This window comes from Nonlabens dokdonensis (genome assembly GCF_002162835.1).
GTDB lineage: Bacteria > Bacteroidota > Bacteroidia > Flavobacteriales > Flavobacteriaceae > Nonlabens > Nonlabens dokdonensis_B.
Genome location: NZ_MAAX01000064.1, coordinates 1 through 19,465, shown reverse-complemented (window position 1 = coordinate 19,465; position 19,465 = coordinate 1). Strand labels below are relative to the sequence as shown.

20 protein-coding genes, 1 tRNA gene and 1 pseudogene are annotated in these 19,465 nt (G+C 34.6%); 8 read left to right on the top strand and 14 right to left on the bottom strand.

Annotated elements, in window-relative coordinates:
• The 3 genes and pseudogenes from A9Q93_RS03905 to A9Q93_RS03895 form a co-directional block, all read left to right on the top strand.
• Window positions 1-193 (top strand): annotated as a pseudogene (locus tag A9Q93_RS03905) (MBL fold metallo-hydrolase); the annotation flags it as partial.
• A complete protein-coding gene (locus A9Q93_RS03900; RefSeq protein WP_303686066.1) occupies window positions 190-702 on the top strand; it encodes a hypothetical protein in 513 nt (170 codons plus the stop codon). The pseudogene A9Q93_RS03905 and the gene A9Q93_RS03900, both read left to right, overlap by 4 nt.
• Before the next feature lie 53 nt (window positions 703-755).
• Window positions 756-1,031, top strand: coding sequence for a hypothetical protein (locus A9Q93_RS03895; protein WP_303686065.1), 276 nt, complete (start codon window positions 756-758; stop codon window positions 1,029-1,031).
• Window positions 1,032-1,063: 32 nt separating this feature from the next.
• On the opposite strand, the gene A9Q93_RS03890 is transcribed toward A9Q93_RS03895, so the two are convergent.
• The 9 genes from A9Q93_RS03890 to A9Q93_RS03850 all read right to left on the bottom strand — a co-directional run bounded on the left by A9Q93_RS03890 (window position 1,064) and on the right by A9Q93_RS03850 (window position 11,927).
• On the bottom strand, window positions 1,064-2,380 hold the full coding sequence (locus tag A9Q93_RS03890; protein WP_303686064.1) for a DEAD/DEAH box helicase: 1,317 nt from the start codon (window positions 2,378-2,380) through the stop codon (window positions 1,064-1,066).
• Between the two features lie 162 nt (window positions 2,381-2,542).
• The gene (locus A9Q93_RS03885; protein ID WP_303686063.1) at window positions 2,543-3,214 is read right to left on the bottom strand and encodes an alpha/beta hydrolase; all 672 of its coding nucleotides are present in this window, start codon (window positions 3,212-3,214) and stop codon (window positions 2,543-2,545) included.
• Between the two features lie 5 nt (window positions 3,215-3,219).
• On the bottom strand, window positions 3,220-3,576 hold the full coding sequence (locus A9Q93_RS03880) for a hypothetical protein (RefSeq protein WP_303686062.1): 357 nt from the start codon (window positions 3,574-3,576) through the stop codon (window positions 3,220-3,222).
• The gene (locus tag A9Q93_RS03875; protein WP_303686061.1) at window positions 3,569-4,819 is read right to left on the bottom strand and encodes a dihydroorotase family protein; all 1,251 of its coding nucleotides are present in this window, start codon (window positions 4,817-4,819) and stop codon (window positions 3,569-3,571) included. The genes A9Q93_RS03880 and A9Q93_RS03875 overlap by 8 nt, the downstream gene beginning before the upstream one ends.
• Window positions 4,816-6,714: a BatA domain-containing protein gene (locus A9Q93_RS03870; RefSeq protein ID WP_303686060.1), complete on the bottom strand. Its 1,899-nt coding sequence runs from the start codon at window positions 6,712-6,714 to the stop codon at window positions 4,816-4,818. The genes A9Q93_RS03875 and A9Q93_RS03870 overlap by 4 nt, the downstream gene beginning before the upstream one ends.
• 47 nt (window positions 6,715-6,761) lie before the next feature.
• Window positions 6,762-7,961, bottom strand: coding sequence for a GAF domain-containing sensor histidine kinase (locus A9Q93_RS03865; RefSeq protein WP_303686059.1), 1,200 nt, complete (start codon window positions 7,959-7,961; stop codon window positions 6,762-6,764).
• 73 nt (window positions 7,962-8,034) lie between these two features.
• On the bottom strand, window positions 8,035-8,802 hold the full coding sequence (locus A9Q93_RS03860; protein WP_303686058.1) for a TIGR02757 family protein: 768 nt from the start codon (window positions 8,800-8,802) through the stop codon (window positions 8,035-8,037).
• Window positions 8,803-9,462: an ABC transporter ATP-binding protein gene (locus A9Q93_RS03855; RefSeq protein WP_303686057.1), complete on the bottom strand. Its 660-nt coding sequence runs from the start codon at window positions 9,460-9,462 to the stop codon at window positions 8,803-8,805.
• Between the two features lie 20 nt (window positions 9,463-9,482).
• Window positions 9,483-11,927 carry a DUF5916 domain-containing protein gene (locus A9Q93_RS03850; protein ID WP_303686056.1) on the bottom strand — a complete coding sequence of 815 codons (2,445 nt, stop codon included), beginning with the start codon at window positions 11,925-11,927 and terminating at the stop codon, window positions 9,483-9,485.
• 118 nt (window positions 11,928-12,045) lie between these two features.
• Between A9Q93_RS03850 and msrA the strand changes: the two genes are divergently transcribed.
• Complete coding sequence (gene msrA / locus A9Q93_RS03845; protein ID WP_303686055.1) at window positions 12,046-12,573, top strand: peptide-methionine (S)-S-oxide reductase MsrA; 528 nt, start codon at window positions 12,046-12,048, stop codon at window positions 12,571-12,573.
• 25 nt (window positions 12,574-12,598) lie between these two features.
• On the opposite strand, the gene A9Q93_RS03840 is transcribed toward msrA, so the two are convergent.
• The 3 genes from A9Q93_RS03840 to A9Q93_RS03830 form a co-directional block, all read right to left on the bottom strand.
• Window positions 12,599-12,910 carry a hypothetical protein gene (locus A9Q93_RS03840; RefSeq protein WP_303686054.1) on the bottom strand — a complete coding sequence of 104 codons (312 nt, stop codon included), beginning with the start codon at window positions 12,908-12,910 and terminating at the stop codon, window positions 12,599-12,601.
• A gap of 50 nt (window positions 12,911-12,960) precedes the next feature.
• On the bottom strand, window positions 12,961-13,560 hold the full coding sequence (gene folE, locus A9Q93_RS03835; protein WP_303686053.1) for a GTP cyclohydrolase I FolE: 600 nt from the start codon (window positions 13,558-13,560) through the stop codon (window positions 12,961-12,963).
• A gap of 67 nt (window positions 13,561-13,627) precedes the next feature.
• Window positions 13,628-14,515, bottom strand: a complete 888-nt coding sequence (locus A9Q93_RS03830) for a phosphatase PAP2 family protein (protein ID WP_303686052.1) — start codon at window positions 14,513-14,515, stop codon at window positions 13,628-13,630.
• A gap of 130 nt (window positions 14,516-14,645) precedes the next feature.
• On the opposite strand from A9Q93_RS03830, the gene A9Q93_RS03825 reads away from it, so the two are divergent.
• Window positions 14,646-14,719, top strand: a tRNA-Arg gene (locus A9Q93_RS03825).
• A 178-nt stretch (window positions 14,720-14,897) separates the two neighbouring features.
• The gene (locus tag A9Q93_RS03820) at window positions 14,898-15,410 is read left to right on the top strand and encodes a GTP-binding protein (protein WP_303686051.1); all 513 of its coding nucleotides are present in this window, start codon (window positions 14,898-14,900) and stop codon (window positions 15,408-15,410) included.
• Window positions 15,411-15,477: 67 nt separating this feature from the next.
• Here A9Q93_RS03820 and A9Q93_RS03815 read toward each other — a convergent pair whose 3' ends face one another.
• On the bottom strand, window positions 15,478-16,269 hold the full coding sequence (locus A9Q93_RS03815) for a chorismate synthase (protein WP_303686050.1): 792 nt from the start codon (window positions 16,267-16,269) through the stop codon (window positions 15,478-15,480).
• 93 nt (window positions 16,270-16,362) lie between these two features.
• Window positions 16,363-17,157 carry a tol-pal system YbgF family protein gene (locus A9Q93_RS03810; protein WP_303686049.1) on the bottom strand — a complete coding sequence of 265 codons (795 nt, stop codon included), beginning with the start codon at window positions 17,155-17,157 and terminating at the stop codon, window positions 16,363-16,365.
• A 68-nt stretch (window positions 17,158-17,225) separates the two neighbouring features.
• On the opposite strand from A9Q93_RS03810, the gene aroC reads away from it, so the two are divergent.
• Together aroC and A9Q93_RS03800 are read left to right on the top strand one after the other, a co-directional pair.
• Window positions 17,226-18,290, top strand: coding sequence for a chorismate synthase (aroC, locus tag A9Q93_RS03805; RefSeq protein ID WP_303686067.1), 1,065 nt, complete (start codon window positions 17,226-17,228; stop codon window positions 18,288-18,290).
• A gap of 139 nt (window positions 18,291-18,429) precedes the next feature.
• The coding region (locus A9Q93_RS03800) for a dicarboxylate/amino acid:cation symporter (protein WP_303686048.1) at window positions 18,430-19,465 on the top strand (1,036 nt) is incomplete at its 3' end.

The window sequence follows — 19,465 nt, the reverse complement described above, 5'->3', positions numbered from 1 at the left end:
TATGTTGCGAGAAGAGCCGCACCCTACACATTTAAACCTTGATGAAGCACTAGAATTAGTAAGGGAATTGCAACCTAAACGTACTTACTTTACACACATAAGTCATCATTTAGGTTTTCATGAAGAAGTACAAAAACAACTCCCTGAAAACGTATTTTTGGCTTATGATAATTTAAAAATTACATCAAATTGAAAAGAAGTTTTTATTTATACCTGTTTATTTTTGCTGCACTTACTGCATTAGTGATCTACGTTAACGGTAGAAGATACCATGAAAAACTAGAAAATCAAGTGGAAGTATTGCGCAAGCAACTGTATGAAACTGATCAAGCTCGTAAAGATGCCTTATCTGTAGAAGTAAAAGCAGACTATGAAAACTCTGTCTTTTCTTTAAAAGGAAATCCTGAAGCCGAAAATTACCTCTTTGCTTTAGGGTTAGATTCTTTTGAAGTAGAACGCATCGTTAAAGACGAACTATTAGAATTAAACATTAAAGATGGCGGTAATCCTTTAATTCCGTATGAAGGAAAAGGTCGTGGCTTTACTATTAATGATACTAAGTTCATCAATCACAAATGGGTACTAGCTAATTTTACAGATAACGACCGCTGGGGAGAAATATTAATACGCTACGATATTAACGAAAACAAAGAAGTAGAAATGGAAACGATCAAGGCGTTGTTATTTGATCGAGATAGGTAAATCTTAAACATTAATAATTTACAGTTATTGAATAAAAACTTGGAATATAAATAATGCTAAATGAACTAACTAAAGAGCAATTGGAACTTGCAAAATATATGTCTGAATTATCAGAATTAGCGTGTAATTCAAGTTGGGTCGAAGGTTTGGAAATAGCGTTATGGATTGGTATGAATAGCCAGTCTGATCAATTTTATAGATTAACCTTTAATGACGAAATAAGAATTAAATTAAATGAGTTATCCCATAATTGTGGTGGATGGATCATATATGATGACAAAGACGAAGAAAAATTCGTTGACTTTGATGAATGGAACAAATCACATTAATTAATTTTATCCATAAAAGTAATCATACCAAGCTAGGCTAACCTGTAAATCCTCACCTTACGTTTCTTAATCTTAGAATTATTCAATTCTTTGCGTAAATCATAGGCTTTCTCAAAAGGAACAGCCACAAAAGCACAATCTTGCTTTAACTCTATAATTCCTAATTCGTTTTTATCAAGGTTACCTTGCTTAAAGAACAGTCCAGCAATATCACCTTTAGAGATTTTGTCTTTTCTACCGCCAGAAATAAAAAGTGTTTCCCATTTTTGATTTTGAGTTACTTTTAATCGCTCGGTATATTCCAGTGGCGTGCTTTCTTCTATATAATCTGGTAATGGATGTTTCTTATTGTGGAGAATGTAGGCAGTTCCATCGGCATGCATTCTTGCAGTACGCCCATTTCTATGGGTAAATTCTTCTTTGTGAAATGGTAACTCATAATGAATAATAAAATCCAATTCTGGCACATCTATTCCACGAGCAGCAAGATCTGTGGCAAGTAAAAGCTGGTGGGTACCATTTCTAAACTTAATTAAAGCACGCTCACGATCTCGTTGCTCTAATCCGCCATAAAATACAGAGTGTGCTATATTTCTACTATTTAAAAACTCACTAACTTCTTCAATAGAATCTTTAAAATTACAGAAGATGATTCCGTTGCCGTTGCCTGTTCTAGCGATAATTTGTTCCAGATTAATAAATCTATTTTTAGAATCTGACGCCATGGTTTTAATCTGTAAAACACTATCAGTCTTCTTCTCAAATTTCAACACCTGCGGATTTTCTAATCCTACAAAAGAAGGGATTTCAGCTTTAAAGGTTGCTGATGTAAGAACGTTTCTTTCAATGTTGGGCAACGCCTGTACAATTTCTTTCATTTCTTTTTCAAAACCAGTTTCTAGCGATTTATCAAATTCATCTAGAATAAGAGTTCTAATAAAAGAAGGATCAAAAGATTCTCTACGTAAATGATCTGCAATTCTTCCTGGTGTTCCTACCAGAATAGCAGGCGTATGGTTCAAATCCTCTCTATCCTTTGCACCTGCGCGACCACCGTAAATAGCATTTGCTTTATAGCCGGTTCCCATTTCTCTAATTACTTGTTCGATTTGAATGGCAAGTTCGCGAGAAGGAACTAGGATTAAAGTTTGTACCTCAATAAGATCTGGATTTAATTGTTCTATTACCGGTAATAAAAAAGCCAGCGTTTTTCCAGTTCCAGTGGGAGAAATGAGTACCGTATCACGATGATTTGTAATCGCCTCATGAGCTTGAAGCTGCATGTCGTTTAATGATACAATTCCTAATTTATCTAGAATTTGTTGTTGAGATTTTATGGAATTGTTCATTTGATTTTGTTTTTGCTACTGTGATTAGTTTTCACATTATAACTAGCACTTTTCAACCTTTCCGACCAATGTTCGTTTCACTCACATTGCCCACCTTTCCTTTTATAAGGAAAGGAGTTTTTAAAAACTACAAGTTGATTTTAATTCAACTAGCTTACCTTATTACTTTAAAACCCTAGCTTCCAGCCACTCTTTCATGTCATAAAAATTATCTCGTGCCACGCCATGACCTATAGGATAGTCTTTAAACACATAATCGGCACCTATTTCTTCCATGATGGCAGGAGCTTGCTTTGCCCATGCATAAGGCACGACTTGATCAACGGTTCCATGAGAAATGAAGTAGTTTGTTTTGATCTCGCTTTCGCGAAAGCGGACTGACAAATCATTTCTTCCTGCAATTAAATCTTCACTTATATAACCGCTCATCGCAACGACATTACGGAACAAACCTGGTTGCGAAAGGCTCAAACCATATGAAAGGATCGCGCCCTGACTGAAACCAAGAACGTTCATATTTTTAGGATCAATAGAATAGGTTGCTTTAAGTTCTTCTAAAAAAGTATTGATCAATACCATACTTTCTCTTGCCTGATCATTATCGCTAAATTTCCCGCCAGCAGCATCAAAATTGATGGCATACCAGGCATGTCCATAAGGTTGTAAATCAAAAGGCGCTCTAGCCGAAACTATAAAAATGTCTTTACTAATCTCTGGAGCAAATGAAAATAAGTCTTCTTCATTACTTCCATAACCGTGAAGTAGTAGGAGTAAAGGTGCGTTTTCTTGACGCGCAGGACGTGTGATATGTTGTAATGTAAGTGAGGTATTCAAATTTTTTATTTAATAAAAGTGAACCATTGCTGGAAATATTTTCCGATAAATGGCAATTCATCTTGTTGATTGCGGTAGGCACTGGCAAAACCTAATAGCGCTAATAAAACCATCAGACTTAATACGGTAAGTCCTACCCAAATGTTTTCAATACGATTAGTAAAAATACTAGCAATAATAGTCATAGCGCCTATGCCAAACATTTGTCTAATATGGAAAGAAGCAAATTTATTTCCTTTATTTTGGTTTAAAATTACTGCAACACCAAAGGCTCCGATAAAAAATAAAAGAGGTAGATAAATCAAGATTGCGCTACCATAGGCTAGTAATGCAAGGTTCTTTCCAGGCGGATTTTTACTCATTCCAAATAGCTTTTTTATTGTTGACGATTCCTATGACTCTTCCTTTCATAGATTTTCCTATGAACGCTGAGTTCTTTGAGGTGGACACAATATGTTTCTTTTCAAATGTGTAAGTTGTTTCTGGTTCAAAAAGAGTCAAGTTAGCCAGTTGACCTTCTTCTATTACCGGTCTTTTCTGATTGAAAACTTCATAGCCGTTTGTTAAGAGCTCTACCGTTTTTTGAGTATCGATAATATTATTCAATGCTCCAAAAGAACTTTCTAATCCTATCGTACCAGCAGATGCTCGATCAAATTCTAGATCTTTATGTTCTATCGTTAACGGCGTGTGATCACTGGTTACAACATCTATAACACCGGTATTTATGAACTTTTGAAGCTGTTTTACTTCTTTCTCATCTCTTAATGGTGGCTGTACTTTAAAATTAGCATCAAATGACTCCAGCTCATTACTCGATAAAACTAGATGATGAATAGAAACGCTGCAACTTACGTTATGAGCAGTTTCTTTGTATTTTTTAATAAGTTTTAAACCTTCATTAGTACTTACCGTAGGAATGTGTAATCTACCTTTAGTGTAACTAGCAATTCTTAAATCTCTAGCAATCTGAAGTTCTTCTGCAAGGCTAGGCATGGACTTAAGTCCCAAGTTAGTTGTGGTGACATCTTCATTTACCATTCCTTTTCCAGCGATGTCTTTGTTTTGTGGGAATGATTGTACCACACCTTGAAAGGAAGAAGTATACTGTAGTCCTACTTTTAGCAAGTTAGCATTAGTTATTTCCTTTTTATAGTCATAGAAGGAAACAGCACCTGCTTGTTGCATATCAAACAATTCGGCAAGGTGTTCTCCTTTTTGATCTAAAGTAAAAGATCCTATAGGAAGAATGGTTACTGCTTGCTGTGCAGTTACGTTTTTAATGTATTTTATTCCTGATTGATCTTGTGGATTAGGTTGATTGTTAGGATTGAGCATGATGTTAGTAAATCCTCCAGCAGCTGCAGCTTTAATACCGTTTTGTATGGTTTGTCTTTCTTCATATCCAGGCTCACCCAAACTTACACTGGTATCAATCCATCCTATGGAAACATGCATATTATCACGCTCGATGATTTTAGCATCTTTATTTGAAATAGAATCATCTATTTTTTCAATCTTACCGTTTTTAATGAGTAGATCTCTTTTTTTGCCATTTAGAGGAGAACTGGCATCTACGATAATAACGTTTTTAAGTAGAATCATTTTACAAACTTTAAAATCAGTAATTCACAAATTAGGAAGAAAAGTGCTCCCATTACAAAGTATTTCCACAAAGATAGAATGTTCTCTTCCTGATCCAGTTTATACAACAAGTCATCAATTGACGTAGATAGGTTATTACCTAAATCTGAATCAGAGAAATATTTTAATTGGTTTTCTTGTCGTTTTGTATTAAAGCTAAGAGTAGTAACCTTTTCATTTTTGATAGTGACGTCATAATTTCCTGCACTAGAAATATCCTTTCCTGCTGTTAGTAATACGTAATTATCAAAGGCTTGTTGTCTCGGTATAAACTCAGTAGAACCATTTGATAAGCTTATAATCTGATCTTGGTTTACAGAGGTGTTTACCGCTATTTCATTACTACTATCCATTTCATAGTACAATTGTGATACAGGTAGTGAGCTCATCGCCATATTATAAAAAACAGGTACAATTAATGGCGAGCTCTGAAAATTACTATTTTCTGAATTGAGACTAGATGTGAAAACGTAGGTATTTTGATTTTTATAAAGGAAACTACTGCCATCTTCATACTTCAGAATAGGATCAATGGCATTGGTGCTCTTTAGAACAGTTTGAACGCTAGGATACTGAAAGTTAGTGACACGCTTATTAAAAACTCCTTTGAACAATGGATGGTTAAAATTAATCTCGGTTATTTTTTTTGATGATTCGTTCAATGCGATACCAGATATACCTATAGAGTCGTAGCCTGAAGAATTTGTAGCGGGAATAATCACAAGATAACCGCCGTTTTGCGTAAGCTTATTTAACTCACTACTTAAACTTACTGGAATATTGTTTAATTCATTTAAGATAACAATATTTTGATCTTTGATAAGATTATAATTTACATCTCTTTCTTTGACACTCAAATATTCAAATTGATCATCGTTATACAAACGATCTAAGAAATTTGAATTTGCACCATTGATACTTAGTACATTTATCTTTTCTCTACTTCCTGTACTGATAAATAATTCATTGTCAAAAGAAATTCCTTGATCTTCTATAAAAATTCTTCCTGTTATAGGTTCATCAATCTCGATTTCAAAATTTGCTATTCCTTTCTGATCATTTAATAAAACTGAAGTTTTGGCTAGTAAAACTGTATTATTTTCTAAGGTTAAAGTAACTGGTTGTTCTACATTATAATTGGAACTTAAATCTACTTGAAGTTTAAGATTAGATCCAGATTGATTAACGATAAATGCTGTATCAATAGAAATATTGTTAGTTTCTTGAGGTTCTAATTTTACTAACTCTCTTTTAACGCCTTTTAATGTATCGGGAAAAGCAGCACCATTTGTATTTTGAAAATCTGAAATTAAAATAATCTCCTTTGAAGCTGTTTTATTATCGAGTAGGGAAATAGCTTTGAGCTGTATTTGCTCAAAAGAGAGCAACTCACTTGAATAATTATTAGCTAGTAATTCGTTTGTAATTTGCTGTCTATTTGTATTTGCAAATACCTTGTCGTTTGTAAATAGGGTAAAAACTTTATCAGCTGGTAATTTTTCTAATAAATTGCTGGTAGCATTTTTATATAAAGGTCCATTTTTACCATTTAATTCCATTGAATAGGAATTATCTAGATATATAGCTGTTTGTTTTTCTTGAGTCGCAGTAGCACTTCCAGGTAAAAAAGGCTGAGCAAAAGCAACTACTAAACAAGCTACAACAAGACAGCGAGCAAGCAGAGTTAACCATTTTTTTAACTGGCGGCTCTTTCTTGTTTGATTAATTAGTGGCTTTAAAAAAGCAACATTTGTAAACGCAACTTTACTAAATCTTCTTAGTTGAAATAAGTGAACAACAATAGGAACTATAAGAAAAAATAGGCCGTAAAGAAGTATGGGGTGTTGAAATTGCATCTATTGACTTTGCTAGTCAAATATACTGCCTTTACATAAAATCAAAGTCATTTTTTAATAGTAAATGAGAAAGTCGTACCTACATTTACTTCAGAGTTGCAAGTGATAACACCACCTAATTTATCTACAAGAATTTTTACTGTAGAAAGCCCTATTCCATGACCTTTTTTTCCAGCTCTATCTGTTTTGTTTAAAGTGGTAAACAATTTAAAAATTTCTTTCTGTTTGTTTTGAGGAATTCCTATACCGTTATCAGTAATCGCTATGCGGTAGTATTTTGAATTTTCAGATGCAGTGATTTGAACCTTTATAATATTTTCTTCATTATACTTAACACTGTTGCCTATAAGATTAAGTAGTATTTGCTCTATAGCTGCGGTATTTCCATTAATGATAATATTTTCTTCAGGATATAAAAATTGAATATCATCCCTTAAGCCTATCATTTCTTCTACTTTTTCAATAACAGAGTAAATGTCAAATTCTTCTATATCATTTACCGCAAGTTGCTCGCTTTCATAGTGAGATAATATATTGTCAATGTAATCACTCATCGAGAACGCAGTTTCCTTAATGGAATCAAGATAACGCTTACCATTATCGTCTAGTCCATTTTTATACTTTTTATTCACAACATCGCAAGTCAAAATCATGTTAGCTAGCGGCATTTTCATATCATGAGAAACAACATGAGCAAAATTTTTAAGCATCTCATTATTCTCCTCTAGCAAACGGCTCTTTTCAGTTAATTGAATATTTTTTTTATTCAATTCAAATTGTCTCATCACAAGATCTGCCACCATCTCGAGGGATCGTTTTTTTTCTTGATCTAATTGATGTGGCTTGCTATCTAATACACAAATAGTACCTATAGGTAAGTTGTTTTCATCTTTTAATTGCACACCAGCATAAAACTGTATACCATCTTCAGCTTTTACATAAGGATGGTCTTTGAGCTCTTTGTGTTTAGTAGCATCTTCTATGTAATAAAAGTTACTGTTGTTTGCGGTTGTATGTGAGCATAGGCTCAATTCTCTAGGAGAACTATCTAACTCTAGACCTTTCTGACTTTTAAACCATACTTCATCTTTTTCTACTATAGAAATAAGACTTTTAGGAACATCTGTTAATTTACAAGCCAGTTCAGTAAGTTCATCAAAGACCTTTTCTCTTTTAGGGTCTATATAAAATGTCTTAAGATAGGCATTACGTTCATCTTCTCTAGGATGCAAGGGAGCAACTGACATGGTGATTGTTTAAATTTTACTAGTCAAAGTTAATCTATTTTTTAACATAAAAATAGATTCGATAAATAAATTCCTACAATTCTTTAAAAGCACCTAGTCCGAATAACGCAAAGTCATATTTTACAGGGTCCACAGGATCAAATTTGCGTAGTACCTTGCCTAGTTCAGCAACTGCTTTTGCATCGTTTTGCTTGCATTTAAGCATTTTGAGTTTACGTGCTATAGTTCCAGTATGAACATCAAGAGGTAAAGAAAGAGCACTCATAGGAATCTCATTCCAGATACCAAAATCTACACCAGCATTATCCTTTCGTACCATCCATCTTAAAAACATATTAATGCGTTTTGCACTGCTGTTTTTTAAAGGATCGCTTACGTGTTTTTGTGTACGTGGTAAATGATCTACTTCAAAAAATATGGTTTTAAACTGTGAGATCGCTTTCTGTAAATCAGATTGTTCTAGGTACGCTTTCGCGAAAGCGTGCTCTAAGCCATTATATTTATTTTCTATATGCTGTAATGATCGCATAAAAGTCTTGCAATCTTCACTATTGAAAGTTCGGTGTACAAAACCCTCAAAACGATTCAGGTCACTTTCTTCGTGATTTTTAATGAAATCTGCAGGAGCGTTATCCATGAGATTCATTAATTTGTGAGAATTGTTAATGATAGATTTGCGATTGCCCCATGCAATAGTAGCTATGAGAAATCCAGCGATTTCAATATCTTTTTTATCAGTAAAAAGATGCGGTATTTGAATAGGATCGTGCGGTATAAATTCTGGTGTATTGTACTGCTCAACCTTTGCGTCGAGAAATTCTTTAAGTTCTTTGCGGTTCATTTATAAGAATTTACCATCGCTCATGACTAGTTTACGGTCTGCAAGGTCTGCTAGTTCTTCATTATGTGTTACAATTACAAAGGTTTGATTAAACTCTTTGCGCAGTTGAAAGATAAGCTCATGAAGATCGTTTGCCGTGGTACTATCCAGATTTCCTGTAGGTTCATCTGCAAAGATTACCTTAGGATTATTAATTAATGCTCTTGCAACTGCCACGCGTTGTTGCTCACCGCCAGAAAGTGCACCAGGTTTATGATCAAAACGATGTGAAAGTTTTAAGTAGGAGAGCAGTTCCTTAGCACGTTTTTCTGCAGCTGCTTTATCTGTATTTGCAATGTAGGCTGGAATACATACATTTTCTAAAGCGGTAAATTCGGGCAGTAATTGATGAAACTGGAAAATAAAACCTAAAGAATTATTACGAAATCTGCTCAACTGCTTTCCTTTAAGCTTTAAGATATCAGTACCATCTATTAGCAAACTACTATTTGAGTTTACGTCTGGCTTTTCAAGAGTACCTAAAATATGAAGTAATGTAGTCTTACCAGCACCAGAACTTCCCACAACACTAGCGATTTCTCCGGTTTTGATTTCTAGATCAACACCTTTGAGAACTTGCAGGTCACCAAAACTTTTATAAATCTGTGTAGCTTTTATCATAAGGACAAAGTAATAGATTTTTAAGCTTTAAACCACCTTTTTGCGTTATTAAAGTCTAAGAAATATGTTACTCTCAATGAAATGTTATGTCTTACAGGTTGTGTGAATAATTCATCTAGACTGTCCTCAAAGCCTATTTCACCTTGATTATCAAAATTAAAAATACTGTTTCTATACAGTACAGAAGCCTCACTTCCTGGGGCAAAACGCCATCTATAAGAGAGGTCTAAGTTCCATACATTAAAATTTGCATCTGGATCAAAATCTTCAGTCAACTCATAATCTGATGGTAACAATGTCCCATCGAGGGCAAGTTCATTAAATTCTCTACTAAAACTTGCTCGTGACCAGAAGTTTCTAAAAGAAAGACTTAATGCTTGGGTATTATTAAAATTATAAGTTCCTGAAACAGAGTTTTCAACCGTATGAGTATCTCTTCTACTCACAATAGGCTCATCATTACTTGCGGTAGTAACATAACTTATGCGATCGTTATTTTTACTCCATGAAAGTGCATAGACCAATAGAAATTTATCAGAAAACCTATATCGTGGGCTGAATCTGAAGTCATAACTTTCTTCTGCATCATCAAATCTTTTGAAGCGTCCCATTCTATAATCGAGAGCAAATTTCTTACGGTAGTCTGTAGAAATAAAACCACCTGTAAAATAACCAGGTTCATAACGTACTACCTGACCTTCTTTACGAGATTCAAACTGATTTAAATTTCTAGAGAAAAAGTTCAAATCGGCTCCAAAGGCAAGTCGTTCTCTAGTAAAAAAGAATGGATTTAAAGTATACTCTGTATTAGTATGCAAGTCAGGATCTATTTGCCTTCTATGTCTTACTCTTAAGTCTACATCAAACCGATTAAAAATACCTACCGGTGTGAATTGATTATAGCTCAAATCTGCTGCAAATGTTTGAGTATTAGTTTGAAAATTACGCCCTAGATCGTTAGGATTCCAGTTTTTATCTCTATAGAAATGAGCTAATCTAGGCCTCCATTTTCCGGTAGTTTTGCGCCATTGTAACTCGCTAGAATATCCAGTATCAGTTCCAGTAGGAGTAAAGCGGTTACTCATTCTCAGTTCTCCTCGATAATTGTTAGCCGCATTTTTATCGTTGTGGTCTAGAACAATTGCCGTAACATTTGCATCGGTAAAACTTCCATTTCTTATAGTACTAGCGTTAGATATCGCTATAGAACTATTTTTACTGAATTGCTGGTCCAGTACAAACATATTATAGTTAGTTAACGCTTCAGTGACCTGAGTTCTTCTGGCACCTGTAACCGAGTTTTCTATAGTAGCCTCTGTTTTATCAGTAATTGCGTTAAGAAATCCTATTCCTAATCTTTTGGAAGTTCTACCAGTAATTTTTACCGCATTGAGTAGTTGTGCATTGCTGGGGTTATCAATAATATCTTCATCATCAAACAACTCAACATTACTAAAACCGCTAGGAGTTTGACCTATTCTACGTGAGAAAAATAAGCCACCTTTGTTAAATAAGTCTGTTCCTTCATTAAAAAAGGCACGGTTCTCACCAAAAAGTTGTTCAAATGGTCCTAGATTAAGTCGTACTTGATCAAAAGCTACCTGACCAAAATCTGGAATTAAACTAGCATCTAGGGTAAAGGCATCATTTATTCCATATTTAATATCCATACCAGCATTATACTGCGTGGTAGAATTACCATCAAAATTATCACTAATTACAGTAGCATAAGGATACATGTTTAAACGCAACGGTGGATCGATGTTAGAAACGCCAGTCATTATTGCGTCATATTGTGTATTTATACCTTGCGTAATGTCTATGAAATTATAACTATAATCCTCGTTTAAAGAGGTTATACGACGAAAAACTTGAAAACTCCAGTCTTGAACTTCTACTTCAGGAAATCTTAAGGTGCGATAAGGAATTTTCATTTCCACAAACCACCCAGCAGCATTGATACTCGTTTCAGACCTAAAAACCACGTTATAACTGAAGTCTTGACGATTACCTTCTACAATTGCATCACCTAAAGCATTTGCGCTAGTGGCAAAAAAACGAGTTTGATTGATCTGATTGTTATAATTATTGATATAAAACCCAAAAACATCAGCTTGAGTAAAAACTTGATCTCTTTGAGAAAATTGTCTAGCTATACTTTCTGGCTCATCATCATATAAATATGCAGCTACATACAAAGCATTATCATCATATGCGATTTTAAATTTTGTTTGATGTGTTTCTCGTTCCTTTTTACCATTAGTAGGTTCTATCATCACAAAGTCTCCACCAGTAGGAATTGGATCCCAAAAATCTTCAAAAGGTTCACCGTCTATTTTTGGAGCGGTAGTTACTCTAGTAGCTTTGTATACTTTCCTTTCAATTTTAAGAGAGTCCTGCATTTCTTGTGATTCCGCTTTCGCGAAAGCGAGAAAAACACATAATAAAACAAGTAATTTTTTCAATTTTGTATGGCTTTGTCAAAAAAGCAAAATTAAAGGCTTAAATCCTTGAATTCATTAAAGGTGTGTTAATTAAAATTTTGAAATAATATTTGTAATGTAACTTGCTTGAAAAACAGTAATGAAGAAAGCGATACTAGCAGGAGGCTGCTTTTGGTGCACAGAAGCCGTCTTTCAAAGAGTGAAAGGAATTGCGAATGTACGTTCTGGTTTTTGTGGAGGTCATATCAAAAATCCGCCGTATCGAGAAGTCGTACAAGGTAGAACCGGACATGCAGAAGCTATTGAGATTACTTATGATCCTGAACAAATTACTTTTAAGCAATTATTACAGGTTTTCATGGCAACTCATGATCCTACCACCTTAAACAGACAAGGTTATGATGTAGGTACACATTACAGAAGCGCTATTCTATTTCTAGATGAAGAACAAGAGCAAATAGCTAGGTCTTATGTAAAAGAATTAGAAGAAATAGGGACATTTACAGATCCTATTGTAACAGAAATTGCTCCGGCAACAGTATTTTATCCTGCAGAAGAAATTCACGATAACTACTATAATAACAATCGAGAACAAGGATATTGCCAAATCATCATTGATCCTAAAATTAAAAAATTAATGACAGGATTTAAAGAACTTGTAAAGTAAAAAATGCTCCTCGAGGAGCATTTTTTTATGTATGATCTACATCTATTACAGTTTTATCTTCTTCATGGACTTTGTTTGAGCTTATGAGATACGTGTAGCACCACATAAGGGTAAAGGATGGAATAATATCCATACCAGGCAATAGTTCTTCTATAGTGGTAAGAACTCCAGCTGCTACTCCCGATTTACTAGGATATAGTTTTGTCATTAAATATCCTGCTATAGGAGCCCAACCTAAATCTGTAATTTCACCGAATCCTGGTATAATATAAGATCCCATTCCTACGAGATCAAAAAGGATACCAGCTATAAGTTTTGATCGTTTTGATTGAAACATGTTATTTGTTTTTAACTGTTTATAGTCAAATAACGTTCCAAAAAAAACTTTTAGTGCAATTGAGAAGAAATCAGAGTCATAAATTCTGCACGAGTTTCAGAATTCTCAAATTGACCTCTAAAGCCACTTGTTGTTGTAGAACTGTTTTGTTTTTGTACTCCACGCATCATCATACACATATGTGAAGCTTCTATTACAACGGCTACACCTTTAGGATTTAACGTATTATCGATACATTCTAAGATATCATGTGTAAGCCTTTCTTGTACTTGTAATCTTCTTGCAAATACGTCTACAATACGTGGGATTTTTGATAAACCAACTATATGTCCATTAGGAATATAAGCGATGTGCGCTTTTCCAAAGAAAGGTAGCATATGGTGCTCACAAAGAGAATAAAGTTCAATATCCTTTATGATGACCATATCATTGTAGTCTTCTGCAAACATGGCACCTTTTAATATTTCGGCAGGATCTATATCATATCCTGATGTAAGAAATTGCATAGCTTTTGCAGCTCTTTCAGGTGTTTTAAGTAAACCTTCTCGCTCTACATCTTCTCCTATTTCTGTAATTACCTCGCGATACTTATCTTTAATTTCTTCAGTGGTTTTAATATTATACTCTTCAAAAGTGCGGTATGGTGCCATCTTAATTATTTAGTTGATCAAAGGTATCTCATTTATGTTTAACTAATTCAAAAAAAAGTTAAACATTTTAAAAATTTAAAGTGAGTCCTATTGTATTACTACTTGCCGTAAAATTGAAGACCATTTTGTTAGGTTGTCTACCTGTCTTGCCTTGACCATAGCGTTTATCGCCGTACCCATTTCTAGTATCTAGATATCTATCTACTGCCTCAACTGTAGAAATAGTTACCGCAAGACTTAAAACTATATCAGTTAAAAAATGCGCACCAGACCATAGTCGAGAGACTGGAGAAATTAAACCTACGGTATAGATACCAGCTTTTACATAAGGATTTTCAAAATGTTTTGCTAGAGCATAAGCTGTTGTAAAGGATAATACGGTATGACCTGAAGGAAAGGACCTATATCCTGATTCTCCAGAGAAAGGTCTGAACTCATGTTTTCCGAGACCTGTTTCTGGTCGCGCTCTACCTGTCACAGCCTTAAGAACTTGCTGCAATAAGCCACCAGCGCTAGCACTTGAAATCATAAGAACTCCTGTACGACGCCATTCGGGACTTTTGGCTAGTAAACCATATGTATAAATACCAGCCGTTACTCCATAATTATTTTGAGGACTACCAAAATACCAACCAAAATCTCTCAATAATTCAGGAACATCCTCTTTTTGATCTCTAAAAAAATCACTAGAATCTTCATCAAAGGTGTAAATTCCACCTACCAGTAAGGTAGTGGCTCCAGCTCTATAGAAATCTTTTTTGCCCCAATGAAATGGTCTTGCATAAGCATATGCTGCACCGTTAAACATATGAAGGCCGTCATATTTCAATAATTGCCATGTAGACATACCTGCAACATCACTTGCTGAGTATGAGTCTGCCTTAAAATTTTGAGAATAAACTGTAGAAACTGTTAGTAATACAATTAAAAATGAAAGTTTTTTAAATAAAATCATGAAAGCAAAATTAACAATTTCAAGTAGTTATTAGATCAATTATAAAAATAGAATCTTAAATTTAAAAAATAAGTAGTGACTTTATAAAATAATAGTATATTTGCAACCGCTTAGAAATAAGCAAAGATTAGGTCGCGTAGCTCAGCTGGATAGAGCATCTGCCTTCTAAGCAGACGGTCACAGGTTCGAATCCTGTCGCGATCACAGATTAAATTAGTAAAACCGAAGACGATTTGATGTTTAGAATCATTCTCTTCGGTTTTTTTGTTTTCATAAAGCAGGCCTTTTGTAGCCTACAATAGTCATGCATTTACTTATAATTAGCCTACAGCCTTAAATTTAATGATGGTATATTAGAGGTTCTATTTTATAGAATGGACTAATGAGGGAAATCGATAAGCAGTTAGCATTGAGGCCTAGATTTCAAATATTTGTATCATCTGATACATCTCAAATTCTAGAGCGATTTAAAAAAGAGGCGCATCAAAATAAATATTCAATCAGCATCATTGATGATCATATTTTTATAAAAATCAGAAAGTCAGAAGCTCATTTTTGGTCTCCAGAACTACATTTGGAACTATTACAAGACGGCAGTGGTGCAACCCATATAAAAGGACTTTTCAGTCCGAGACCGTCAGTATGGACCATGTTTATGTTTTTACATTTTGCTGTCGCTGGATTATTTATTGCATCATGTATATGGTTATACACAAGATCTAAATTAAATGAACCTACATTTTATCCTTTAATTATTATGATTCTTATGGTAATTATCTGGATAATACTTTATGTGATAGGGAGAATAGGAAGGCGTAAAGGCTCAAATCAAATGATTCAACTTCATACTTATATAAACTCTATATTAAGTCCACAACATAAGATGGTCTCTTGAAAACTGTATAAATTTAAAAGCCTTATTCAAATAGAATAAGGCTCAATTTTATAGAAATAATAAAGCTTTAATTTACTATAGTGTAACCTGTTAAAGTTTGCTCTGATTGTATATTAGCGCTTTGTGGCACAGGTAATGAAACCCCTAAAGATGAAAAATCTTCTAAGGAATAATTCAATTCATAGTCAGACTTTATCAATCCTACATCTTTAGACCAATAATTATCCACAACAATTGCATCTGCAGGCTGTAGAATAGGAACATCTTGAGTAAAACCAGCGATAGTAAACTCTGTAGTTATAGAAAGATTTACAATAAGTTGTGAATGAATTATATCTTGATACGTGACGCCATTTACTGTCATTTGAGAAAGAGGAGAAAGCTGTTTTGTTTTAACCGTGTAGTTAAAGTCTAAATCATAAGTCTGCACGGTTTGTGTATTGTTTCCTTCAACTGAGAAAAGTTCTTCATTACTCGTTGCGTTTTGATCATATAAAACACCATTAGTTATAGGTACATTAAAATTATTTAATCCTTGTAAATCAAATCCTATAACACCATTTCCTATTAATTTACCAGATTCTGCCTTCAACTCACCACCAGTTAATATTTGAGACATAAAGCCTACTGGAGTGGCAGGATTTGAACTTAACGTGTATTCTGTGCCAGTTACTGTTGCTACTGTCAAGGTTTCTGATGAAGAGTTAGCACCAGTGGTAACATCATAATCCCAACTATTGTTAACAGTTAATGGAAAATACTGAAAGTCATTATTAGTTCTACCAGAATCACCATCATCGCTAGGATCACATGAAACTAAAGAAACTACACAAATTGCAAGTAATATTTTTTTAATCATTTGATTTTGTTTGAGTTCAAATATATTAGAATTTTTATGAAACCACTGGATTATTTAAGATAACAAATATCATAAGAGCTTGATTTTTAAATATTATTGAATAGGAGCAAAGGTCACAGGTATGGTAAAAGGAACCACTACATTTTTTCCATCTTGCTCGCCCGGTACCATTTCAGGTAGTGTGAAGAGCACTCTTTTTGCTTCTAAGGATAAAAATCTGCTTTTAGACCTTCCCGACATATCAATGATCTTACCGTCCACATCTACTTTAAATGTCACATAGGTGCGCACCTTATTATAAACGCCGAACATGTTTCCTATATCTGTATTATAATTTCGTACGAGATGATTTTTGATCACTTCATTAAAACAATTTTTTACTTCGATATTGCTAGACTCTGGACATGAAGTAAAACGAGGTAATTTTTCAACTGGTTTAAAAGGTAAATCTTCAGGAGATACTTCTTGTATTTGTTCTTCCGTAAAAGTTTTGTCCTCTTCTTTAGTCTCCATGCGCTTTTTTCTCCATTTCTCTTCCTCGATATTCAGTTCTAGCAGCTGTTTTGCTTGTTTTTTATAAGGAGAATATACATTTTTCATATCTAGGACTTCTTGATAAGCGCTTCTTGCATCAGTAGTTTCTCCGTATGCGTGCAGGATAAATCCTTTAAGGAAAAATAATTCTTCAAGATGCTCTTTTTCATTAGCTTCGATAGCACGATCAATGGCATCTATACCACGATTGTACTGTGCAGCCGCTAGAAAGGTTTTTGCTTGATTATAATAAGAATTATCGTTTGTACCACTAGCTGTACTCACGCTCTTCTTTGAATTACAACTGCACATAAGCAGGCCTGTCATTATTAAAAGCAACAAAGTTTTTTTCATTCCTAATTTTTTAAAATCTCATGGTGATGGAAACAAATCTAATACATCTCAAACATTATATTTGTGTTATGGCAGGAAACACTTTTGGTAAGCAATTTACAGTAACAACATATGGAGAATCTCATGGCATCGCTTTAGGTGGAGTCATTGACGGTTGTCCAGCAGGAGTTGAAATAGACTTAAACGCAATTCAACTCGATTTAGATAGACGTAAACCAGGACAAAGTAAAATAGTCACACAACGCAAAGAAAGCGATACTGTAAATTTTTACTCAGGTATTTTTGAAGGTAAAACTACCGGTACACCTATAGGTTTTCAAATTATCAATGAAAACCAAAAATCAAAAGATTACTCTCATATCAAAGAAACCTATCGTCCGAGTCACGCAGATAAAGTCTATGATGATAAATATGGACATCGTGATTATCGTGGTGGTGGTCGCAGCAGTGCGAGAGAAACAGCAAGTAGAGTAGTGGCAGGAGCCATTGCAAAACAGCTCCTTTCACAAGTTAAAGTTACTGCGTACACCAGTAGTGTAGGAGATCTTATTATGGACAAGCCCTATCAAGAACTAGATTTTTCAGAGATTGAAAATAACGTCGTGCGTTGTCCAGATATCGCTTTCGCAAAAGCGATGGAACAAAAAATCTTAGAGACCAGAAAAGAAGGTGATACCATAGGAGGAACCATAACTTGTGTTATTCAAGGAGTTCCAGCAGGATTAGGAGAGCCAGTCTTTGATAAACTCCATGCAGATCTTGGTAAAGCCATGCTTTCTATCAATGCTGTTAAAGGTTTTGAATATGGTAGCGGCTTTGCAGGATCTCAAATGAAAGGAAGTGATCATAATGATCTATACCATCAAGATGGTTCTACTACCACTAATTATAGTGGTGGAATTCAAGGTGGTATTTCAAATGGTATGGATATCTATTTTAAAGTTGCTTTTAAACCAGTTGCGACCATTATGCAATCGCAAGAAACCATAAACGCCCAAGGTGATATGGTGCAAATGCAAGGTAAAGGTAGACATGATCCATGCGTGGTGCCTAGAGCCGTAGTAATTGTAGAAGCAATGGCAGCACTCGTTCTAGCCGATCATCTTTTAAGGGCGCGTACGTCAAAATTATAACTTTTTTCAAGTAAATACTCTTAAAAACAGATTATCAGTAATTTAGATTAATGGTTTAGTTCTCGCTTTCGCGAAAGCGGAATCACAACAAAAACTTTACTTATCTTACGCCTCATAGATTAAAAGAAACTAGCAATACATGAAGAAACTAGCATTACACTGGCAAATATTAATAGGAATGGTAGGAGGAATCCTTTTTGGATTTCTTATGACGCAATTTGACTGGGGAAAAGACTTTGTTGGAGACTGGATTGAGCCAATAGGGACCATTTTTGTCAATTTGTTGAAATTGATTGCAATACCGCTCATACTCGCGTCACTTATTAAAGGAATTTCTGATCTTAAAGATATTGCTCGCTTTAAGAAAATGGGAATTCGTACGATATTGATATACATCTGCACCACCGTTGTTGCTATCGTGATAGGTCTAGGATTAGTTAACCTATTAAAACCAGGAGTAGGACTTCCTGAAGAAACAAAAGAAAGAATTAGTGCTGCATATAGTAGTAATGAAAAAATTGCTAAAACACAAGAAACTGCCGCGATGCAGGAAGATCAAGGACCTTTGCAATTTCTTGTAGATATGGTTCCTGATAATGCGGTGTCTGCAATGAGTGATAATTCCTTAATGTTACAAGTGATTTTCTTTGCCTTATTTTTAGGAATCTCTATGCTGCTTGTAGGAGAAAAGAGTGCAAAACCATTGAAAGATTTTTTTGATAGTTTAAATGATGTAGTCCTTAAAATGGTGGACTTAATCATGTTAACTGCACCATTTGCGGTTTTTGCTTTATTAGCAACTGTTGTAGTAACTGCCGAAGATCCTGAAATACTTCTGGCGTTGCTTAAATATGCTGGTGTAGTAGTTCTAGGTTTAGTTCTTATGATCAGTTTTTACTGTTTGATTTTTGCTGTTTATGTAAAAAAATCGCCATTGTGGTTTTTACAGCAAATCGCACCTGCACAACTTTTAGCGTTTTCAACTAGTTCCAGTGCTGCAACACTGCCTGTCACCATGGAGCGAGTAGAAGAACATATGGGCGTAGAGAAGGATGTTTCTAGTTTTGTCCTTCCAGTAGGTGCTACGATAAATATGGATGGTACAAGTTTATACCAAGCGGTAGCAGCGGTCTTTATTATGCAGGTTTTGTGGCCAGAAGGCCTCGAGTTTAGCA

What these genes read in the sequence shown, in the direction of transcription:
- A9Q93_RS03895 (WP_303686065.1), top strand. Translation starts at nt 756, where the DNA reads ATGCTAAATGAACTAACTAAAGAGCAATTGGAACTTGCAAAATATATG.
- A9Q93_RS03890 (WP_303686064.1), bottom strand. Translation starts at nt 2,380, where the DNA reads ATGAACAATTCCATAAAATCTCAACAACAAATTCTAGATAAATTAGGA.
- A9Q93_RS03880 (WP_303686062.1), bottom strand. Translation starts at nt 3,576, where the DNA reads ATGAGTAAAAATCCGCCTGGAAAGAACCTTGCATTACTAGCCTATGGT.
- A9Q93_RS03875 (WP_303686061.1), bottom strand. Translation starts at nt 4,819, where the DNA reads ATGATTCTACTTAAAAACGTTATTATCGTAGATGCCAGTTCTCCTCTA.
- A9Q93_RS03870 (WP_303686060.1), bottom strand. Translation starts at nt 6,714, where the DNA reads ATGCAATTTCAACACCCCATACTTCTTTACGGCCTATTTTTTCTTATA.
- A9Q93_RS03865 (WP_303686059.1), bottom strand. Translation starts at nt 7,961, where the DNA reads ATGTCAGTTGCTCCCTTGCATCCTAGAGAAGATGAACGTAATGCCTAT.
- A9Q93_RS03860 (WP_303686058.1), bottom strand. Translation starts at nt 8,802, where the DNA reads ATGAACCGCAAAGAACTTAAAGAATTTCTCGACGCAAAGGTTGAGCAG.
- A9Q93_RS03855 (WP_303686057.1), bottom strand. Translation starts at nt 9,462, where the DNA reads ATGATAAAAGCTACACAGATTTATAAAAGTTTTGGTGACCTGCAAGTT.
- msrA (WP_303686055.1), top strand. Translation starts at nt 12,046, where the DNA reads ATGAAGAAAGCGATACTAGCAGGAGGCTGCTTTTGGTGCACAGAAGCC.
- A9Q93_RS03840 (WP_303686054.1), bottom strand. Translation starts at nt 12,910, where the DNA reads ATGTTTCAATCAAAACGATCAAAACTTATAGCTGGTATCCTTTTTGAT.
- folE (WP_303686053.1), bottom strand. Translation starts at nt 13,560, where the DNA reads ATGGCACCATACCGCACTTTTGAAGAGTATAATATTAAAACCACTGAA.
- A9Q93_RS03830 (WP_303686052.1), bottom strand. Translation starts at nt 14,515, where the DNA reads ATGATTTTATTTAAAAAACTTTCATTTTTAATTGTATTACTAACAGTT.
- A9Q93_RS03820 (WP_303686051.1), top strand. Translation starts at nt 14,898, where the DNA reads ATGAGGGAAATCGATAAGCAGTTAGCATTGAGGCCTAGATTTCAAATA.
- A9Q93_RS03815 (WP_303686050.1), bottom strand. Translation starts at nt 16,269, where the DNA reads ATGATTAAAAAAATATTACTTGCAATTTGTGTAGTTTCTTTAGTTTCA.
- A9Q93_RS03810 (WP_303686049.1), bottom strand. Translation starts at nt 17,157, where the DNA reads ATGAAAAAAACTTTGTTGCTTTTAATAATGACAGGCCTGCTTATGTGC.
- aroC (WP_303686067.1), top strand. Translation starts at nt 17,226, where the DNA reads ATGGCAGGAAACACTTTTGGTAAGCAATTTACAGTAACAACATATGGA.